Source organism: Oceanobacillus sp. E9 (assembly GCF_001741975.1).
GTDB lineage: Bacteria > Bacillota > Bacilli > Bacillales > Amphibacillaceae > Oceanobacillus > Oceanobacillus kimchii.
In genome coordinates this window covers 214,314-234,356 of record NZ_LSNA01000005.1, presented here as the reverse complement: position 1 = coordinate 234,356, position 20,043 = coordinate 214,314, and the positions used below count along the sequence as shown (strand labels likewise).

The following is a 20,043-nucleotide window of genomic DNA, read 5'->3' as shown; positions in this document are numbered from 1 at the left end:
CCTTTCAAAAATATTAATAGATTCCTTCTTCACCAAAACGTTTTGCTAGTCGATTTGCAAAAATTACTAATATAAGTCCGACCACCCCTTTAAAGAAACCCACAGCTGTACTGTAACTAAACTGTCCTTGTTGTAATCCAGCAGTATACACATATGTGTCAAATATTTCTCCAACTTCTCTATTCGAAGCATTTAATAATAAATACACATGTTCAAAACCAAGTTCTAGCACATCACCAATCTTCAGGATTAGCATGATGATAATAACACTTCTGATTGCTGGTAATGTGACATGCCACATCTGTCGCAATCGATTGGCACCATCCATTTTTGCTGCTTCATACAGTTGCGGATCTACACCTGTAATCGCTGCTAAAAAGATGATTGTTCCCCAACCAGCTTCCCTCCAAATCACCTGAAGAATGTACATTGGTCGAAACCATTCTTCATTCATTAAAAAATTTATTTTTTCGAATCCAAAATACTCAATTAATGAATTGATAATTCCCCCATCCAACGTTAGCATTACATAACTAATGGAAACGATTACAACCCAGGACATAAAATGAGGAATATATATAAGTGTTTGTATCCCCCGCTTGTACAAGGAATGTCTCACTTCATTTAACATTAAAGAAATGATAATTGGGATAGGAAAAAAAATAATAATTTGTAAAGCAAATAGTATGAGTGTATTTCTAAAAATCATCCAAAAATCTGGACTAGTAAACAGACGTTCAAAATGCTCAAATCCTACCCAGTCACTTCCACTAATTCCTAAGTAGGGTTTGTAATCTTGGAAGGAAATCACTAATCCCGACATCGGTAAATATTTATAGATAAAAAAATAAACAATTCCCGGAAGGATCATCAAATAAATCAATTTGTTTTTCTTGATGTTTCGTAATATTTCATGTTTTCGACCTTTCTTAATTGTGGCACTTTCCATTCTCAACTCCCTCTCTTTAACAGGCGTGTCCAGAAAATATATTCCTTGACAGTCCTTTATTTTTACAAATCTGCTTTTAATTAATCTTAATTTCATCCTACTGTATCTTCGATAATCATTATGTTATCAACTCATTGAAACTTCTTTTATTAAATTGAAATAGATAAATTTCTTAGTTAATGATTATTGTTTGTAAATTATTATTAAAAATAAAGAATAAACAAGGAAAAGAATCTATGTATCTCATAGTAGAACTACGATTAAAAAATGATCAAGTCGCAATTAATTCATCTGCACATTCTCATTAATATCAATAAACATCCTTGTAAAATGATACAAAGAACGAAATCGCGAGCCTATTCCTGATATCACCAAAAGTGATCTTTATCAGAGGGCATTCTTTTCCCACTTTTCCTCTTTGTCTAAGCTTCATCATCTTTGAAACTGGAGTATTCCTGCCTGTTACAATCAGGACAGAGAAGTTGATTTAATAACGTTCTTTAAATTGTAAATTATAACGACCCTTCCCTATTGATTATTAAGAAAAGGCCGTTAAATCTTTAATAATTATAATGTCAAAAACTCGTACTTGGATTAGTTCTGTTCTGCATAAGAAGCATTAAATTCCTTAATGATCGCCTCTCCACCTTGAGATTTCCAATTTTCTATAGCGGCATCAAATCCTTCTTCATCGATTTGTCCAAGGATATATTGATAAGTTGCATCTGTCATGATTTGCAGTAGTCTAGCACCATCTTGAATATTAGTTTCAGAATCTAATGTGATCGTTGGATCATGAATTAAATAGTTCTCATTATCCTTGAACAATTCTTCTGATTTCGCCTTTGCCTCGTATTCAAAAAATCCTTCATATCTACCATTAGTCTCTGCCTCTCCAATTTCAATCGCTTGATAAGGCTTTACTTCTCTATCATATAAGGCCTGATCCTCAGTTGGGACGGCTCCACCTTCTTTTACAGAATAATGTTCATCTTCCACTCCCCAATAAATGGTATTTGCTAGTTCTGGATCCATTAATGCATCAAAAAATCCAAGTAGTCTTTTCAATTCTGCTTCAGACTCAACCGTACTTTTTGGAAACATTACTAAGTTACCGTATCCAGGAATTGCCCATGTATTATATTCACCATTAGGTCCTTGAACTTGATTGTGGACATCGTATACTACATCAGGATTAATAGCTGCAGCATCATTATATAGTGTTACAACATCACCCATAGATCCAACATATATACCTGAAGATCCATTTTTAATAAATTCTTGCTGATCAACTTTACTTGTCACCGGAAAATCTTTGTTAATGTATCCGCTTTCATGCATTTCTTTAAAAAAATCCATCGTTTGTTTATATTCTGGAAACATGAACTCTGGGACTAACTCTCCATCTTTTTCACCCCAATTATTGGGAGTGCCAAACCAAGAGGCTACTGTTTTAAACGCTCCATAAACCAAATCACTTCGATCGGTGAGTCCAAATGTATCATCTTTACCATTACCATCTGGATCCTCTTCAGTAAAAGCTCGTGCCATCTCCATAAACTCGTCAGTCGTTGTTGGAGCCGAAAGACCTAGATTGTCAGCCCAATCTTTTCTGTAAATAATTCCTTGTCTTGATAATGGTCTTCCTTGATATAAAGAATAGATTTTGCCATCAACTTTAGTATTTTCTAGTACTTCTTCTTTCAGATTACTTAGATTTTCAAATTCTTCCAAATAGGGGCCTACTTCCCAAAATTGATCATCTCTAATTGCATCTTTAAATTGCATAAATGTTGATTGATTTTTCATAAAGACTGCTTCTGGAAGTGTATTCGTAGCAAATGCTGTGTTTAACCTATCTTCATAGTTATTATCTGGTACCCACTGAAATTCGATATCCGTGTTTGTTTTTTCTTCCAAAATATCCAAAATGACATCTCCGGGTACTTCTGGCGTATGAAGATTTGCCATAATGGAAAACGAATAAACTTCATCTTCAGCAAAATCATCACTATTTCCCTCACTTGATGCATTTTCGTTATTACATGCTGCTAAAACAAAAATTAAAATAAGAAAAAAACTAGTAAATAAAAATCTTATTTTGTTCATAAATCTAAACCTCCCTAAAATTTATTTGTGATAGTTTAATGTTATTTAAAAAAATTAAAGTTGTACATAATCACTTTCTCACAATTTGCAGAATTTTTATAATTTAGATATAATTAACAACATTAATCAATCATTTTATTAGATTTTAGTTAAAAAATAATCAATTTATTTGAAAGCGGTATCATGGATGTGTTGATATGATTATTGTATTGCAAATCTATTGTGCTACTATCATTAATAAACACAGTAGATGTTTATTATAGAGGGAGGGTTGATTTATGGAAGTTGGAGGCATTTGGGGCAATTTTTATTGGTTATGTCTTTGGATAATGCGAATGGCGTATTTAAATATTCTCTGGGGGCTATTTACGTTATTGGGATTAATTGTAATCGGTTTCACGCCTGCCACCGTTGCTATGTTCAGAGTTATTAGAAAGTGGTTAAAAAAAGAAACCGAGATACCAATATTTGAGACTTTCTGGAGTACCTATAAAGAGGAATTTTTAAAATCGAATATATTTACCATTATTATTGTAACAATTGGACTCATTCTCCTTGTCGACCTATCATTTCTTGGTTCGATTACAGAACATCCGATATACCCGTTATTGCTAAGTGGACTATTTTTATGTGGATTTATTTATTTAGTTCTAATTCTTTACATATTTCCCTTATATGTAAATTACAACTTATCGCGATGGCTATATATTAAGTATGCAATCTTAATTGGACTTACTAATTTACATTATACAATTACTATGATGATAGTAATTAGTGGATTATATTATCTATTTATGCGTATTCCTGGTCTTATACCTTTTTTTTCAATTAGTACAACAGGATTAGTAATTATGGGAATTTCGTATTTATCCTTTAATAACCTTGATAAAAAAAGAAGCATGGAGAATCAGCAAGCAAAAAACAGTACGACTTAGAGCTTCAAAAAGTATGCACTAATTGGGGTAGATGTACATGAAAAAAAATTCAATTAAGCATTATTATAAATTAATTACATTTTTAATCGTATTAAGTACTGTTCCCGTAATATTAGTTGGCGTTTTTTCTTATTTACGATCTTCAGAAATTATCGAAGCTAATGTAGCAGAAGAGAAACAACAAAGTGTTTATCAAATACAAACTAACGTCGAGCAAGTTTTAAAAAGCGTTGATAACTCTCTTACACATTTTGTCCGCTCTCCATCTACACAAGATATACTGAGAGACCCTTTAAATGCTGAAAAATTTATTAAATACCACAATATTAAACAGGAATTGGGACAACTGCAGACTTTAGAAACAGGTATTCAAGATGTAATTATGGTTAGTTTGAAACATGAATGGCTCATTAATAACAATGGCCTTCTTCGCCTTGAACATAATAATTATAATAAAATTCACGAAAAATATATGACTTACCAAAAGTCATCTTACTGGATTTTGGAAGAATACGATGACATCGTTCTAACTCATGATGCTCGTGATAATTGTAACTATTATATAAATCTAATTAAGAAACTTCCATTTCTTACATCAGACAAAACTGGAATGGTTGGTGCATTAATTCCCACTTGTACTTTAAATAATATCATGGCCGAGCAAATAGTATCGGAAACGTTCATTATATTGGACGAGTCTAATCAAATTATCGCACATAGTGATCCAGATAGTGTAGGCACCAACATAAACGAAAATGAAGATTTCCATTCTCTTATAGATGTGAACACAGGTAAAGGTCAATTCAATTCGACAATTGAAGATATAGATTATAAAGTAACGTATAGAACATCTAGTTATAATAATTGGACATACGTATCACTGGTTAAAATAAGTGATCTTAATAAGCAATCCAGTTCTATCGGATGGTTTACATTGTTAGTTTGCAGTATTTTATTGATCATATCCCTAATTGTAGCAATTATCGGTATTAGTATATTTTATAAGCCGATTCGGCATTTGCAAGACTTCTTTACCAAAACTTTTACCTCCGCTAAATTTAGTACAAAAACTAAAAATGAATTTGATTTAATAAGATTTAATATCGAACAAATGCTTGATAAAAATGTAGAATTAGAATCCCGACTACAAAATCAAATTACCCAACTAAGACAATTCTTTATTATACGGTTATTACAAGGTAAGATGAAACGTGAGGAAATTCCGGCAAAATTAAAATCATTTAATTATTATCAATCGTGGACGAGGCTTTCCTTATTTACATTGCAAATTGATTCGTTAGATGAGTCCAACTACCAATTAAAGGAAGAAGATGTAATTCTATTTGCAATTAATGCTATGATTGAAGATACCTTAGAAGAGGAGATACGGTTTACACCTGTAGTTATTAACCGAACACAAGTAACAATACTTACATTGAACATTGAGTCTGAAGAAGAATACCATTTCTACTTAAATGAATTAGCACAGATGATTCAATCTAAAATTCGCAAAGAATTTGATCTTCCTGTTAGTATCGGCATTAGCCTTCCATACACCGAATTAATCTCGACAAAAGATGCTTATAAACAAGGAATGGAATCACTAAAATATAGACTGAAATTAGGTAAAGAATCGATTATTTTTTATGAAAATTTAGACAGGAATCATAATTTCAGTGGACAACTACCAACAACGAATAAAAATTCCATTTTTGATTCCATTAAAGTCGCTGATCGTGAAAAAGCAGATAAAGGATTGAAAGCCTTATTTAACACCTTATTTGATAAGGAGTTTAATCATAACCAATATCAGATATTTATAATTAAATTTCTGTATGACTTAATAGAATTAAAACAATTATTAGGTGTAGAACTAAAAAAACTAGATGAAAGACCTTTAGTTCATGAACTGGAAAATCTAAGAACCTCAGATGATTTACAGAAATGGTTTAAAGAAAATCTTATTTATCCTATTATCGAAAAAGTGGAGGAACGTACTGAATCCAAATACAAAACCATTTCGGATAAAATTATTCATATAATACAAAAAGAATATGATACAGCTATATCTTTGGATTCCATTGCAGCTAGGCTACATTATAATCCTAATTACCTTAGTAGTATCTTTCAAAAAGAGATGAAAACCACATTCAGTGAATATTTATTGAAATATAGATTAAACATAGCAAAAAATTGGTTGTTGGATACAGATTTATCCGTTAAAGATATTGCTATAAAGTTGCAATACAATAATTCCCAAAACTTCATACGCTCATTTAGAAAAATCGAAGGGATTACTCCTGGTAAATATAGAATGGAGCATAAAAAATCAGGATAGAAAGTGCCTATCACAGATCGCTTTCTATCCTGATCATTATGTTCAGTTAATTATATCAATTGAATTTACTTTTGAAATAAACCCTAGTTTTTCTTTCGCATTATCGCTACACCATGGTTTATCAGGATTATCAGAAACACCATAGAATGTTCCATATTCAATATCACTTATAATTGCATCTTTAAACAAGGTAACTGTATCTACTTCTGAAAGCCATGTATGACGATTACGTTCTATATTTTTATAAATTTCTTTTTTCTCATTTAATTTTACACTTCCAATTCTCAAATTGATAACCGAAAGAGGATATTGGTTACTAAACGCAAAACCTATATTTTCTACAGCTAGTTTAAGTACTCCATACAATCCTTCTGAATACGGATAATCGTTTACATTAATTTTTCTTCCCAACTTTGATTTCCCCCCAGACTCATAGTAATCCGTAACATGATTACTACTTGCAAAAACAACCTTTGGAATATTTAATTCGACTGCTGCCTTAAGAATATTATAAGAAGCTTTGAAGTAGACATCGACCATATTATTCATCTCAGAAATATTAACAAGACTGCCAGCATTACCAGTGGATAACAGATTTACTAATACATCTGTTCCACTTGGTATGTTATCGATAAGTTCTGCAAAATTCTTGGCATCTGTTTTCTTAGCGTTATCATTATTTTCATCAACGTTAATATCAAGACTATGAACATCAAATTCCCGTTTTAACCCCTTTTGTAAGATTGTCCCAATTGTTCCGCTACCACCTATTAAAACAACTTTTTTCATATAGACACCTCCATGCATCAATTTCATAATTAAGATACTTGGTAAAAAATCTGAACATTACGCTATTTAATTTCCATTGCAGCCGACTGCTTTTTAGCAGAGACGGCTGCAACTAACTAGGAAAAGAGGCCCACCTTTTCATTGTGGATTTTCAAGCTCAGTGCTCTTCCTGTAGATCACCGTGTTTCATTACAATCAAAATCATGTTTTTCTATAATCCGCACAATAATATTTAAATTCCATTAAGTATTCGGTTTCTAATATAGACTTGGTAACTATGAAATTCATTCCCATAAGTAATATACCCATTATTTAGAAGTTGTATGTTAATCTAATTTTGAATATCTAAATCGGAGCTGTCTGCCCTGTATAAGATAATTAATTGTATAAGAGTTTCTGTATTAGCCAATAAAAGGATTTTTCCCCATTGATTTCATGACCTCCATTAAAGTAATGGTATTCTAACTCAGATTCTGCTCCTTTTCCCTTATAAATCTCTAATAGGTTTTTCATAGCTATTTCTACTTGATGCAAGGGGAAAAGCTGATCTTCCTTTCCTGATTCTATAAAAAGTGGCCTTGGAGCAATTGAAGAAATTAACTCATCCATCTCTCCAATTTTAAGTATTCCTGGTATATAATTATCAAGGCAATGTCTTCTGTGCATAATACTTCCATTAAAAGTACTCAAATATCCACTAAGTACGGTTGCCTTTATCCTTTCATCAAGAATTGAAGTAAATGCCGCAATTAATCCCCCGCCAGAAAAACCGAAACATCCTATTTTCTCTTGATCAACCATTTTAATAGTTTGAATATAGTCTAACACCCGTATTAACTCATGAACCCTCAAACCTGCAATTGTCTTTCCCATTAACAATAGCTGACTTGCAATTTTAAAACATGAATTTTCACATGGTGGTACTGCGTTCATATCCTCTTCCAGTCTACGGTCCCCAAAACCAATAATCCCTGGTACTACAACAATTACACCCATTTGTACTATTTTTGCAGCAAATTTATTATGAATACCTGTAAAGTCACTATCTACATTATCCGTGTTTAGACCAATAGCTTCTTTCATTCCATGGCCGTGGCCATGAAGCGCTAGAACAACAGGAAGCTTTCGTTTCTTCTTATTGGGGATAAGTATATAAAACGGAATTCTTAGCGGATAGATAGACATAATTTCAACACATATCAATTTATAATTTTTCATTTTTCTTTTTTCCATTATCTTTGGGTTAAATTCATTATTCTCATTTTGAAAACTTCCTAAAGCTTCCTTGACACAATCTTTTATATCTTCTTGTTGATTGCCTCCACTTATGGAATGAGTGGTGTTATTGTACTGTTGATTTAAAAATCTATTTACCCTATTCAATATTCTCCCTCCCTATATTTAATTAATCTCTAATCCTATAATTATAATATACTTTTCTGACAAATATAGATTGCTGTTCAATTTTTAGATAATATAGTGTGAACTTTAAGCACTTTTATTCGCTGAAGTTATTACCATCTACATGCGTGATAAAGGTGAAAAACTAATTATAGCTTTTTTACGCACTTCTCCTAACACCTCTAAATTACTATTTCATACTATGTATAAGATGTTATTTAATTACTGGAGGAAATCATAATGATAAATAAATCAATAATCGGCAGCCAAATAAAAGGAAAGCATATCCTAATCTATGATCGACTATGGTGGATACAAGGACAAAGAGCATTGCTTTTGCAGAAATATCACCCGAACTTAGAAATAATGTCTTATCATGATTTTATAAACTTAGTAAAGGGAAAAGGCGTTAAAGTAATTAACAAAGAATATGAAGTTATATCAACCTTAGGTTTGTGGACAGCTGAACGCCTAATTCAATACAATGTCCATGTATATTCTTCTGTTGCTGGTTCATATAGTTATCTAGCCACAAACCAAGACGATTTTCGTGAATGGTCTGAGAAAATCAAGCCAAATTATCGGTACATCAAACAAGTAATTAATAAAATAGATAGGATTGGTGCCGTTAATAGGAAACTAGCCAATACAATTAAAAAATACTGTCCAGATAAACATGTAGAATATATTAAAGCTTTTGTTGAAACAGACAAATTTAAGCCAATGCCATTAACTAAAACAGATACATCGACATTTACGATTGGTTGGGTAGGTAATGCCGATAAAAGATCGAAGAATTACCACACGGTATATAAAGCAATAAAAGATCATTTTAAAGATGACTCTACAGTTCAATTTAAAGAAGCAACAAAAGAAACTCGAATCGATAGAGAAGATATGCCAACATTTTATAATTCCATTGATTTATTACTCGTTACTGGAGTAAATGAAGGTCTACCAAACCCTGCTATGGAAGCTTACGCTTGTGGAATACCTGTATTAGGAACTAATATTGGCATCATTAAAGACTGGGCATCGCCAAATGCAAAAACATTAATTCTTAACTCCGATGACCCTAGAAAATTTATAAATAAAATTAATCAATTAAAAGCTAATCAAAAACTTCATCAAACCCTAAAAAAAGAAATTCGAAAAAATATAGAAAACAACTGGACTATAGAACACAATATTGAAGACTGGTTATATACATTATTCAATATAGGTGGTGAACGTTAATGGAAAAAATATGTATAGCTGTTTATGTTTTTGGAAACTACACCCGATATGCTCCCTATTATATTTATAGCATTTTAAAAAGCTATCCTGATTACTATGTGAAGGTGTTTTCTAAAGATCCTCTTTCAGCAAATGAAAATACAGCCTTAGAACTAATCCGAAATCAAGTTTCACCTAATTTCGAAGTTGTTGAAGGGTATCTAGGCGAATATATTAATCTAGAAGACCCATCAAAAATGGTAGGTAGTATTGGAACTATGTTGCGTTTCTTAATTCCTTATGAGGAATTCAAGGACTTTAAGTATGTTTATATTGGAGATATCGACTTTTTAATTATTCGAGAAAAGCCAACTTTATTAGACGTTCATAAAAAGCATTCCAAGAAAATCGGCGTTCCTTATAGTAATGCAATTCGTCCCAACTCAAAACGACTTACAGGGCTCCATTTTTTCAAAGTAAAAGACTACTATAAAAAGATGAATCCAATTATTCAATATTACTTGAATAATCCTAATAAATTATATAATGAGGTAAAAGAGTTACGATACGATGAAGAATTTCTATATAAAATTATCGAGAAAGGTATTGGTTTTGGGAAAATTGAGGAACATTTTTTTCGACCTCCGCATGGTTTTCATATTGGAGTAGCAAGACAAGGAGACGATCAGGAAAAATTAAGAAAAATAGATCGTTATTTAAATCAGAAGAAATTAATAAGTCAAGGAGTTATTGAGCAATTAGATATATTTTTTAACGATCCGATATTTAAAAAAATAATGTTGTTAACCCCAGATAACAGCATTAAATTTCTTGAAAAACGAGTAAAGCACTTTAAACCACAATAGAATAGATAAAGTGCTAATTACATGCAGGAAAAATACGGTCTAATTTTCATGAAATAGAAAAACAGCGATGAATGATTCATCGCTGTTTTTTATAATTTGTAAATTATACAAGTTGCATCATTGGATAATTACTTTCAATATAACGCAGCTGTTTAGTTTTACCATCTGCAAGAACTGAATGTGTTATATAATGCTCATTCTTTCTCTGAATTCCTTTTAAAAATAAATTAGAGGTAATTCCTGTAGCAGAAAATATACAATCATCTGTTGAGACCAATTGTTGATGACTCAACGGTACCTCCATTTCATATATCCCCATCTTATTACATCTTTTAATTTCATCTTCATTTCGAGGCATTAACTTTGCTTGCATTTCTCCTCCTAAACAACGACTTGCTACAGCTCCTAACACACCTTCAGGGGCTCCTCCAATTCCATAAAACATATCAATATCTAATTCTTCCATACATGTAGCTGCTGCATATATGACGTCGCCATCCGAAAATAAATTTACGTTGGCTCCAATATTTCTGATCTTATCAATATATTTTTGATGTCTTGCTCGATCTTGAATAAGGATATTTAAATCCTCAATTTTTTTTCCTGTTGCATCTGCAACTCTAGAAATATTTAATTCCAGAGTTGCTTCTATATCAATAACCCCTTTTGCTTTAGGACCTACTACAATTTTTTTCATATACATGTCAGGCGCATGTAATAATGTACTTTCAGGTGCAGCTGCAATTACTGTTATAGCATTTGGCTGGCCATTTACTGTTGGTGTTGTGCCTTCTATTGGATCTACAGCGATATCGACAGCTAATGCATTACCTAGACCTACCTTTTCCCCTATATAAAGCATTGGAGCCTCATCTATTTCCCCTTCTCCAATAACAACCGTTCCATCCATTTTCATTTTGTTTAATTGTTCTCTCATCGCTTTCGTTGCAGCTCCATCAGCAGAAATTTTATCACCACTTCCTACCCATGGTTTTGATGCAATCGCTGCTAACTCAGTAACTCTTAAAAAATCAAATAGTAAAGACTGCATGGAGCACATCCCCCTTGGATTTAGCTACAATGTGTATCTGCAGCTACTTCTTGATTTTGTTTCGCTAAAAATTTATTCTCATTATCCGTTATTTTATCGACTTTTCGCTTTGATCCTTCTTGCCAGTTTACACTTAAATATGCTTCTACAACTTTTAAAGCTACTTCTTCACCAATAATTTGAGCACCCAGCGTGATTACTTGAGCATTATTACTTAATTGCGCTCTTTCTGCAGAATAAACATCGTGAGCAAGAGCAGCACGAATGCCAGGGTATTTATTAGCAGCTATACAAACACCGATACCCGTACCACAAATTAAAATTGCTCTATCAATTTCTTCATTACTAATTGCTTTGGAAACTTCAAATGCAACATCCGGATAATCAACAACATTACAAGAATAACAACCATAATCTACTATTTCGTGATCTGTTCCAGATAAGTATCGATTAATGGCTTCTTTTAGGTCAAATCCATTATGATCACTACCAATTCCAATTTTCATGTTGTATCCTCCTACTTTTCACTTTATATTTTCATTTTAGTTCATGATACAAATATTTTCAATTGTTTATTTTCGTTTATTTTTATTTTGTTTCGTATTTATTGTTTTTTATCAAAAAAAAGAATCAGAATTTCTGATCTGACTCCTTTTTTATTTATTTTTAAAATTAATATTAACTGGCTTGTGACTGTTGTTCTTTTATAAAGGATAAAAATGCTTGAAGAATAAGATAAGAAGACGTTGCTCCTGGATCTTGAGCACCTATCGATCTTTCTCCTAGCCTACTTGAACGGCCTTTTTTAGAAATTAAATCCTTTGTTGATTCCATTCCTTTTTTTGCTTCTATAACTGCACTTTCAAACGAAGCATAAAAGTCCTCAGTTATATTATACTTTGACTCTAATTCTCTAGCGAATGGAGCGAGTGTATCTACCATCGTTTTATCACCAATATCGGATTGCCCTCTTTCTTTAATCCCTTTAGTAAAAGCAATCCAATAATTGATTAAATCTTCTTCATTTAATATCGTTTTATTTTTTACTTGTTTTGCACCTCTCATAAATCCTGTGGCATAAAGCGGCCCAACTGATGATCCAACTGCATTCAAAAATGTCTTGCCAACAGTTAGATTTATCTTAGCTATATCTTCTTCATCCGATAGGTCACTCATTAATTTTTCCTTCACTGCTTGCCAGCCGATTGACATTGTAACACCATGATCTCCATCCCCAATTTTACGATCCAATTCACATAAATAATCTTTTTCTTCTTCAATTATATCCACGATATTATGAAAAAAAATTTTAAATTCTCTTGATGTAAATTCCATGTTAATCCTCCTATTTCGGTTGGTCTACTTCTGAACAAACATTGGACAATTGACAGGGTGATCAATTCCTTTCTTTAATTCATCATCTAGTTTCATTAAAGTAACGGAACATCCACCCATTTCTAAAGAAGTAATATAGTCACCAACATATGAACGATAGATATGAATACCTTTTTCTGATAGTATTTGTTCTACTCTTCGAAAAATAATATATAATTCCATTCGTGGAGTGGAGCCTAATCCATTTACTAAAACAGCTACTTCATCTTGGTTTGTCAGAGGCATATCAGTTAAAATATCCGTTACAAGTCTTTCTGCTACTTCATCTGCAGTAGCTAATGGTCCTTTTTCAATTCCTGGTTCCCCATGATGACCAAGACCTATTTCCATTTCATTTTCACCTAACTCAAAACTTGGTTCACCTGTTTGTGGTAAAGCACATGGTGATAGACCAACTCCCATTGATCGAGAATTTTCATTTGCTTTTTCTGCCATTCGAATTACATCGTCTAAGTCATAACCAAAATCCGCAGCTGCTCCAGCAGATTTGAAAATAAAGAACTCACCAGCAATCCCACGACGCTTCTTTTTTTCTTCTTTCGGAGCAGAGGCTACATCATCCGAGCCTAATGCAATCTTTACTTCAATATCTTCCTCTAAATCTGCCATCTCTGCAGCCATACCAAAATTCATTACATCTCCAGCGTAATTCCCATGCAGATAGGCAACACCAGCTCCTTTGTCAATAGCCTTTGTTACTTCAAGAATCGGATCAGGAGAGGGAGATGCAAAGATATTTCCAACTGCTACTCCATCTGCCATTCCTTCACCAACATATCCTAGGAATCCAGGCTCATGTCCAGAACCTCCACCTATCAAAATACCAACCTTATTCTCTTTTGTTTGTCGAGTAGTTACTAGAGCACGTTTATTTTGATTTGATTGTTTTATATAATCTGGATGTGCTTTAACATAACCTTCTAACATTTCTTCTACTACATGATTTGGATTATTTAAGAGTTTTTTCATTATTGTATGCACCTCACATTATGATTCAATTAATCTTAATTTCAAAATAAAGCGTTTACACTAATATTAGACGAGTTCACGCAATATCAGTGTATAGTTTACTCATTATTAAACGACAGCTTCATCCTTTGAACCTTTTGCTATTTCTTCTTCAGGTAATCTCAAGAATCTTGTCATAATAGCTGCTGCAAAATATAATCCCGCAAGTAACCACATTAATCCTTGTGTACCAATGAAATCATAAAATAGAGCAACAAGTGCCGGTCCTACGAATACACATAATCCTGCTCCAAGATTTAAAATAGACATTGCAGCGCCTTTGTCCCCGTCTCCAACTAAAGATGGGGTTAAAGCTGAAAGTGGAACAAAACCAGCTAAACATGCGCCCCATAACATTCCAATTGCTCCAATTAAGAATACATTTCCAGTAAACACTTGTGGTACATAGAACATCATTAACGTAAATACACCACATCCAACCGCACCAATCCAAGTAATTGTGTTTCTCCATCCAAATTTGTCGCCAACATAACCAAATATTAAATTAAATGCAATGTTGGAAATAAAGATAGTTCCCCAAATGTTCAACCAGACTGTTGTTGAAATTCCTTGACCTGATAAGTAAATCGGTAAAAACAAAGGAAACGCATATTGCGACGCTTGGTTAATTATTCTGACAATACCCGCTACAGCGACTTTAGGTTCTCGCTTTAAAATAGTTATTCCATTTAACAATTCTTTAAATTTACTACTTTTGCTTTCCTTCTCTTCTAGGTCAAACTTATCTTTGTTAACAATTAAAGCAAAGTAAGCCCCTAACAATACCCAAAATACCGCACTCCACATAGTAGGAATGTGCCCAACCCAATTAATCATAAAGCTAGAATAATATGCACCTAATACGCTTAGTCCTCCAGTAAACACAAACCAGAACCATCCCACTGCTGTTCCAAGTTGATGTTTTGGTGTACGATAAGTAACCCATACAAGAAATGAATATGCAAATAACGGATATCCAAAGCCACGTAGTGCGTATGTTGGAATCATTAATTCATAGACTAAATTTGGCATAGCAAATCCAACAAACAGAACGTGTCCGAGTAGATATAATACTAATCCCATTGTCATTGTTTTCCTTGGACCGAATGCCTCTACTAGTACTCCAGATAACCACGCTGCAATTGCAATTGTTACACCATAAGATGTAGTGAGTACTGCTGCTTGCTGGACAGTTAATCCTTGATCTACAAGGTACGGACTAATCCAAGCAAGCTCTAATCCATCACCCATCATGAAGATTAATACTCCAAAATACCCCCATACTAAATTGGAAGGAATACCAATCTTATCCAAAAAAGTCTGATTTTGCCCTAAACTTCGCACAAGTTTCTCCCCCTTTATAGTGGAAACCTCTTACGGTTTCAATATTATTTTTAGTGACTTATCTCCCTTTTTCATTAATTCGAATCCCTTCTCAAACTCTTCTAAAGGAAGTTGATGTGTCACTACTCCACTAGTAGGGAAATCTCCATTTGCAATTCCATCAATAACTAACGGATAACAATATGGCCCAAGATGTGATCCGAGTAAATCTAGTTCTTTTCGATCGCTAATAATACTCCAATCTACCGTTACAGGTTCTCCAAACACACTAAATTCTATAAATCTACCTAATTTACGAATAGCATGTAATCCTTGCTCCACTGATTTTGGATGCCCAGTAGCCTCTATATAGATGTCACATCCATAGCCTTCTGTCATATCTTTAATTTCTTGAACAACATCTGTCTTACTAGGGTTAAGAACAATATCTGCTCCGAATTGTTTGGCAAGTTCTAGACGGTCTTCTTTCATATCTAATACAACTAACTTAGCAGGTCCTGATTTTTTTATAGCACCAATCATTCCTAAACCAAGTGTACCCGCACCAGACAGAACAACAAAATCTCCTAGCTGTACTTGCGCCCGTTGTACGGCATGTAAACTACAAGCATATGGTTCAATGAGAATAGCATCTTCAATCGGCAAATCCTCTGGTACTTTATAATTAATCGCTTCTTTTGTAAATTTCATATATTCCGCCATTCCACCATTTACGTTGTTTTGAAATCCATATAAATCATGCTTTTCACACATCCAATATTGGCCTCGATTACAGAAACGGCACTCCCAACAAGGTACAATTTGCTCAGAAATTACACGATCACCAATTTCAAAATCAGATACTTCATTCCCTTTTTGCACAATCTTACCAATAAATTCATGACCAGGAATCATTGGAGCTTTAATATATGCCGGTTGTGTTTCATCTCCCCAAAAGCTAGGCGCACCATCATAAGCTTTAATATCCCCTGCACAAATTCCACAAGCCTCTAACTTTATAATTATTTCTTTATCGTTTTCTAGTTTTGGAGTTTCTACCCTTTCTTCAAATTTATAATTTTTAGGGCTATATGCTACAACAGCTTTCATATGTGTTGGTATCTCTTGCTGCTTAGTGCTCTCTTTATTTTCTACCGATTTCTCCATGCTTTCATCTCCCTTAACATTTATTTAAAACAAATTTCAATTTTTCATCTTATTGAAATCGTTTTCAATTTATAGTTACATATTATCATTCATTTTCGAATTGTCAATAATTTATTTCGTATTTTATTATTTCAATTCATATCTAATCATAAATAAATAATTCGAAAATAAAACGAAAATAAATATACTTCATTATTGCTTAAATGAACAAAATACCCTAATATGAAATTAGATTACTTATTAAGGGTGAAGTTTCATGAAAATGTTTGCTAGTGAAAGAAGAAATAAAATTATTAACCTATTACAAGAACAAAAACGAATTACTGTGAAAGATATAGCATTACAGATAGGGGTATCTGAAGCTACATTAAGGGCAGATCTAAACAAAATGGAAAATGATGGTTTACTTACAAGAACACATGGTGGTGCCGTCATTAATGATGAAAATGAAAATGAAACAAGTTTTAGTGCAAGGAAAAAGAGAAACAAAGAAGAAAAAATACAAATATGTAAAAATGCTTTTGAACTTATCGAAGAAAAACAATGTATATTATTAGATGCTAGTTCCACTGCACTAGAACTAGCTCGTTTATTAAATCAATCTTCAAAACGAGTTACTGTAGTAACTAGTGGAATTCAAACCGCCTTTGAGTTAAAAGACAACCCTGATATTACTACAATCTTAATTGGTGGCGTAGTTACAAAGAAATCAGCATCTATTGAAGGTACACTAGGAATAGATATATTAGATAGTGTCAATATAGATATCATGTTTACTTCAGCAAATGCACTATCTTTTGAAAATGGCTTAGAAGATTTTAATTTATATGAAGTTCAATTAAAAAAAGAAATTATACGGAGAGCTTCAAAAGTAATTGCGCTTATTGATTCCACAAAAATCGGGAAATCATCTAGTGCTGTTTTTGCAAAGTTTGATCAGATAGACCGAATAATAACAGATCAACCTATAGATCCGTTATTTAATAGCAAATTAGATTCTCATCAGATAGAAACAATCATAGTTTAAACAATTTATCCGATAAAAAACGAAGACTTATATAAGTCTTCGTTTTTTATGCTCTACTCAAAGATAATTTAAGCTTATAGATTATAGAGTTATATGAATTTTATTGAATCATCCATTGAGGTTTTCTAAATCCAAACCCTGGGATTCACCATCTATAATTTGTTATTTCATCTAATTCCACAATTTCTTTAATATCTATAACCCGCTGCTCTTTCTCATCCTCTGTAACAACTCGATTTCAATAAACATATTCAAAGCTGCAGCCTATTCATCTTCAATCTTCTTATACTACTTCAAAATAAAATCGAGAATTGCGAACGAGGATGTGGCCCATAATATAATCTGGAGCCTCATCCTCGCATTTCAGTGTAATGATACGTTCTTTAATTTCTAGACAGTTTAAAATTCTCTACTAACTGTTGTAAGTCCTCAGCTACAGATGTTAAATCAGATGCTGAATTTGCTATTTCTTCCATAGATGCAAGTTGTTCTTGTGTAGATGCAGAAACATTTTCTGCTTCATTTGATACTGTGTCACCAATGGATGCTACTCCTTCAAATATAGAAGTAAATTGTTTCGTCGCAGTAGAAATTTCTTCAATTTCAGTAGTTACACTCGTAATTTGATTCGTAATGGAATCCACGTATCCAGTAATATTCGAGAATGATTGATCTGCATTATTTGCGATATTAATACCTTTTTCAACTTCTGTTGTTGCAGCTTTCATTGAACTCACAGTATTCGCAGTTTCCGATTGAATTGCGCTAATCATTGTCTTTATTTGTTCAGCTGATTGGGAAGACTTTTCGGCAAGTTTTCTTACTTCATCAGCTACAACAGCAAATCCTTTCCCATGCTCTCCTGCTCTGGCTGCTTCGATTGCTGCATTTAGAGCTAACAAGTTTGTTTGCTCGGAAATATCTGTAATAACATCAATAATTTTGCTAATTTCTTCTGATTGATTACCTAAATCTTGAATATTATTTGATAGTTGATGTGTATTCTCTTTGATAAATTTCATTTGACTAATTGTCGTATTCAGAGCTTTATTCCCTTCATTAACAGCAGAAATGGTATTGGTAACTGTATTTGAAACCTCATTCGAGCTCGATTCGATAGTATAAATAGACTCCGTCATTTCCTTCGCTAATTTGGAACTTTTCGTTATATTGTTATTTAGACTATTCATCCCCTCAGCTACTTCTTGTACGGATGAAGAAATTTGTTCTGTTGCTGAGGTATTTTGTTCTGTACTAGCATTTAATTGCTCTGCAGAAGATGCTAAATGATTTGATTTATCTCTAACTTGAAGTATAATTCCATTCAAGTTTTCTCGCATTTTATTAAACGATTGAGCAAGTGTGCCTAATTCATCATTTCGATGTAAGTGTACTTCATCGCTTAAGTCTCCATGACTTATCGTGTTACTTGCACTTACAAGATGATAAATCGGTTTAGAAATAGAGCGAATGATAAATACAATTAATACTCCTCCAAGAGCTAATGCAATCGTAATAACAAGGATTGTCGTATTTAAAATTGGGCTCACATTATGCGTTATTTCACTATTAAACATGCTCCCAGCTATTTTCCAACCTGTAATTTCACTTGTAGCAAATGCTAATTGTTTTTGATCCCCTTCAAAAAGATAGTTGAACTTCCCATTTTCTGAGTCATATAGTTTGGTGAAAAAATCTTCTGTTGCTTCAGCACCAGCCTCATAATTGGGATGACTGATATAATTTTGCGCTTCATCTAATAGAAACAAATACCCTTCTTCACCGATAGTGACTGAATTAACTATATCTGTCAAACTAGCCAACTCTAAGTTTACTGCCACAACACCATCGTTATTAGCAGTAGCTTTCGCAAGTGTCACCACCACTTGATTGGAAGAAGCTGATACATAAGGAGTTGTTACAATTACTTCTCCTTGATTGTCCATCGCTTGTTGATACCAAGGTCGCTCTCTTGGATCATAATCTGGTGGATTTTTAAAGGATGTAGGAAAATTCATAAACTCTCCCGTCTCCGTTCCTACATATGTTTGTTCAAAAGCTACATCTTTCGAATTTTGCATATTTTCTAGAATTCTGCCCGTAGCTTCATCTGCATTATCTTCTATATCCGATGGATCAATTGCAGTAGATAAGTATTCGATACTATCCATTTGGTCATTCATAAACTGATCAATGGTTTGTTTCATTATTTCTACACTCTTTTGGGCAGAGTCTAACATACTTTCCTCAATCTTATTCTTTGCACTTTGGTAAGAAGTTGCTCCGATTGCGATACTAGGGATTAATAATATGATAAGAAACGCTATTATTAATCTATTTCTTAAACTAATTGATTTCTTGATTCCTTTTTTCTTCTTCAAGTTGTGTTACCTCCTGCTATAAGTAATTGTGCAATCATGAGCTTTATATCGACCAAAAGCACTATAACTTAACAGCAAGTGTAAAAATA

At 33.0% G+C, this 20,043-nt stretch carries 16 protein-coding genes; 5 read left to right on the top strand and 11 right to left on the bottom strand.

All coding sequences use genetic code 11. The annotated features are described in order from the left end of the window. Window positions 1-13: 13 nt before the first annotated feature. Window positions 14-949 (bottom strand): ABC transporter permease, encoded by a 936-nt coding sequence (locus AQ616_RS04835; RefSeq protein WP_069685195.1) that lies wholly within the window; start codon window positions 947-949, stop codon window positions 14-16. A gap of 594 nt (window positions 950-1,543) precedes the next feature. Then, a complete protein-coding gene (locus AQ616_RS04830) occupies window positions 1,544-3,058 on the bottom strand; it encodes an extracellular solute-binding protein (protein ID WP_069685194.1) in 1,515 nt (504 codons plus the stop codon). A 278-nt stretch (window positions 3,059-3,336) separates the two neighbouring features. Between AQ616_RS04830 and AQ616_RS04825 the strand changes: the two genes are divergently transcribed. Together AQ616_RS04825 and AQ616_RS04820 are read left to right on the top strand one after the other, a co-directional pair. Continuing rightward, window positions 3,337-3,993, top strand: a complete 657-nt coding sequence (locus AQ616_RS04825; RefSeq protein WP_069685193.1) for a YesL family protein — start codon at window positions 3,337-3,339, stop codon at window positions 3,991-3,993. Window positions 3,994-4,030: 37 nt separating this feature from the next. Next, window positions 4,031-6,331 carry a helix-turn-helix domain-containing protein gene (locus AQ616_RS04820; RefSeq protein WP_069685192.1) on the top strand — a complete coding sequence of 767 codons (2,301 nt, stop codon included), beginning with the start codon at window positions 4,031-4,033 and terminating at the stop codon, window positions 6,329-6,331. A 42-nt stretch (window positions 6,332-6,373) separates the two neighbouring features. Here AQ616_RS04820 and AQ616_RS04815 read toward each other — a convergent pair whose 3' ends face one another. Continuing rightward, window positions 6,374-7,120 carry an NAD-dependent epimerase/dehydratase family protein gene (locus tag AQ616_RS04815; RefSeq protein WP_069685191.1) on the bottom strand — a complete coding sequence of 249 codons (747 nt, stop codon included), beginning with the start codon at window positions 7,118-7,120 and terminating at the stop codon, window positions 6,374-6,376. A 378-nt stretch (window positions 7,121-7,498) separates the two neighbouring features. Next, entirely contained in the window at window positions 7,499-8,503 is a 1,005-nt protein-coding gene (locus AQ616_RS04810) for an alpha/beta hydrolase family protein (protein WP_069685190.1), read from the bottom strand. Window positions 8,504-8,761: 258 nt separating this feature from the next. Between AQ616_RS04810 and AQ616_RS04805 the strand changes: the two genes are divergently transcribed. Continuing rightward, the gene (locus tag AQ616_RS04805; protein ID WP_017797207.1) at window positions 8,762-9,757 is read left to right on the top strand and encodes a glycosyltransferase family 4 protein; all 996 of its coding nucleotides are present in this window, start codon (window positions 8,762-8,764) and stop codon (window positions 9,755-9,757) included. Beyond that, window positions 9,757-10,602: a hypothetical protein gene (locus tag AQ616_RS04800; RefSeq protein WP_069685189.1), complete on the top strand. Its 846-nt coding sequence runs from the start codon at window positions 9,757-9,759 to the stop codon at window positions 10,600-10,602. Before AQ616_RS04805 ends, AQ616_RS04800 begins: the two co-directional genes overlap by 1 nt. A gap of 103 nt (window positions 10,603-10,705) precedes the next feature. Here the strand turns inward: AQ616_RS04800 and glpX are convergent, their stop codons facing one another. The 6 genes from glpX to AQ616_RS04770 form a co-directional block, all read right to left on the bottom strand. Further along, entirely contained in the window at window positions 10,706-11,653 is a 948-nt protein-coding gene (gene glpX, locus AQ616_RS04795) for a class II fructose-bisphosphatase (protein ID WP_017797209.1), read from the bottom strand. A 20-nt stretch (window positions 11,654-11,673) separates the two neighbouring features. Next, the gene (gene rpiB, locus AQ616_RS04790) at window positions 11,674-12,159 is read right to left on the bottom strand and encodes a ribose 5-phosphate isomerase B (protein WP_017797210.1); all 486 of its coding nucleotides are present in this window, start codon (window positions 12,157-12,159) and stop codon (window positions 11,674-11,676) included. Window positions 12,160-12,331: 172 nt separating this feature from the next. Continuing rightward, window positions 12,332-12,988: a dihydroxyacetone kinase subunit DhaL gene (dhaL, locus tag AQ616_RS04785; RefSeq protein ID WP_017797211.1), complete on the bottom strand. Its 657-nt coding sequence runs from the start codon at window positions 12,986-12,988 to the stop codon at window positions 12,332-12,334. Window positions 12,989-13,012: 24 nt separating this feature from the next. Continuing rightward, the gene (locus AQ616_RS04780; RefSeq protein WP_017797212.1) at window positions 13,013-14,017 is read right to left on the bottom strand and encodes a dihydroxyacetone kinase subunit DhaK; all 1,005 of its coding nucleotides are present in this window, start codon (window positions 14,015-14,017) and stop codon (window positions 13,013-13,015) included. Between the two features lie 108 nt (window positions 14,018-14,125). Further along, window positions 14,126-15,400, bottom strand: a complete 1,275-nt coding sequence (locus tag AQ616_RS04775; protein ID WP_017797213.1) for an MFS transporter — start codon at window positions 15,398-15,400, stop codon at window positions 14,126-14,128. Window positions 15,401-15,430: 30 nt separating this feature from the next. Next, window positions 15,431-16,546: an erythritol/L-threitol dehydrogenase gene (locus tag AQ616_RS04770; protein WP_017797214.1), complete on the bottom strand. Its 1,116-nt coding sequence runs from the start codon at window positions 16,544-16,546 to the stop codon at window positions 15,431-15,433. A 256-nt stretch (window positions 16,547-16,802) separates the two neighbouring features. On the opposite strand from AQ616_RS04770, the gene AQ616_RS04765 reads away from it, so the two are divergent. After that, window positions 16,803-17,573, top strand: a complete 771-nt coding sequence (locus tag AQ616_RS04765) for a DeoR/GlpR family DNA-binding transcription regulator (protein ID WP_017797215.1) — start codon at window positions 16,803-16,805, stop codon at window positions 17,571-17,573. A gap of 383 nt (window positions 17,574-17,956) precedes the next feature. Here AQ616_RS04765 and AQ616_RS04760 read toward each other — a convergent pair whose 3' ends face one another. Beyond that, window positions 17,957-19,954, bottom strand: a complete 1,998-nt coding sequence (locus AQ616_RS04760) for a methyl-accepting chemotaxis protein (protein ID WP_069685188.1) — start codon at window positions 19,952-19,954, stop codon at window positions 17,957-17,959. Window positions 19,955-20,043 lie beyond the last annotated feature (89 nt).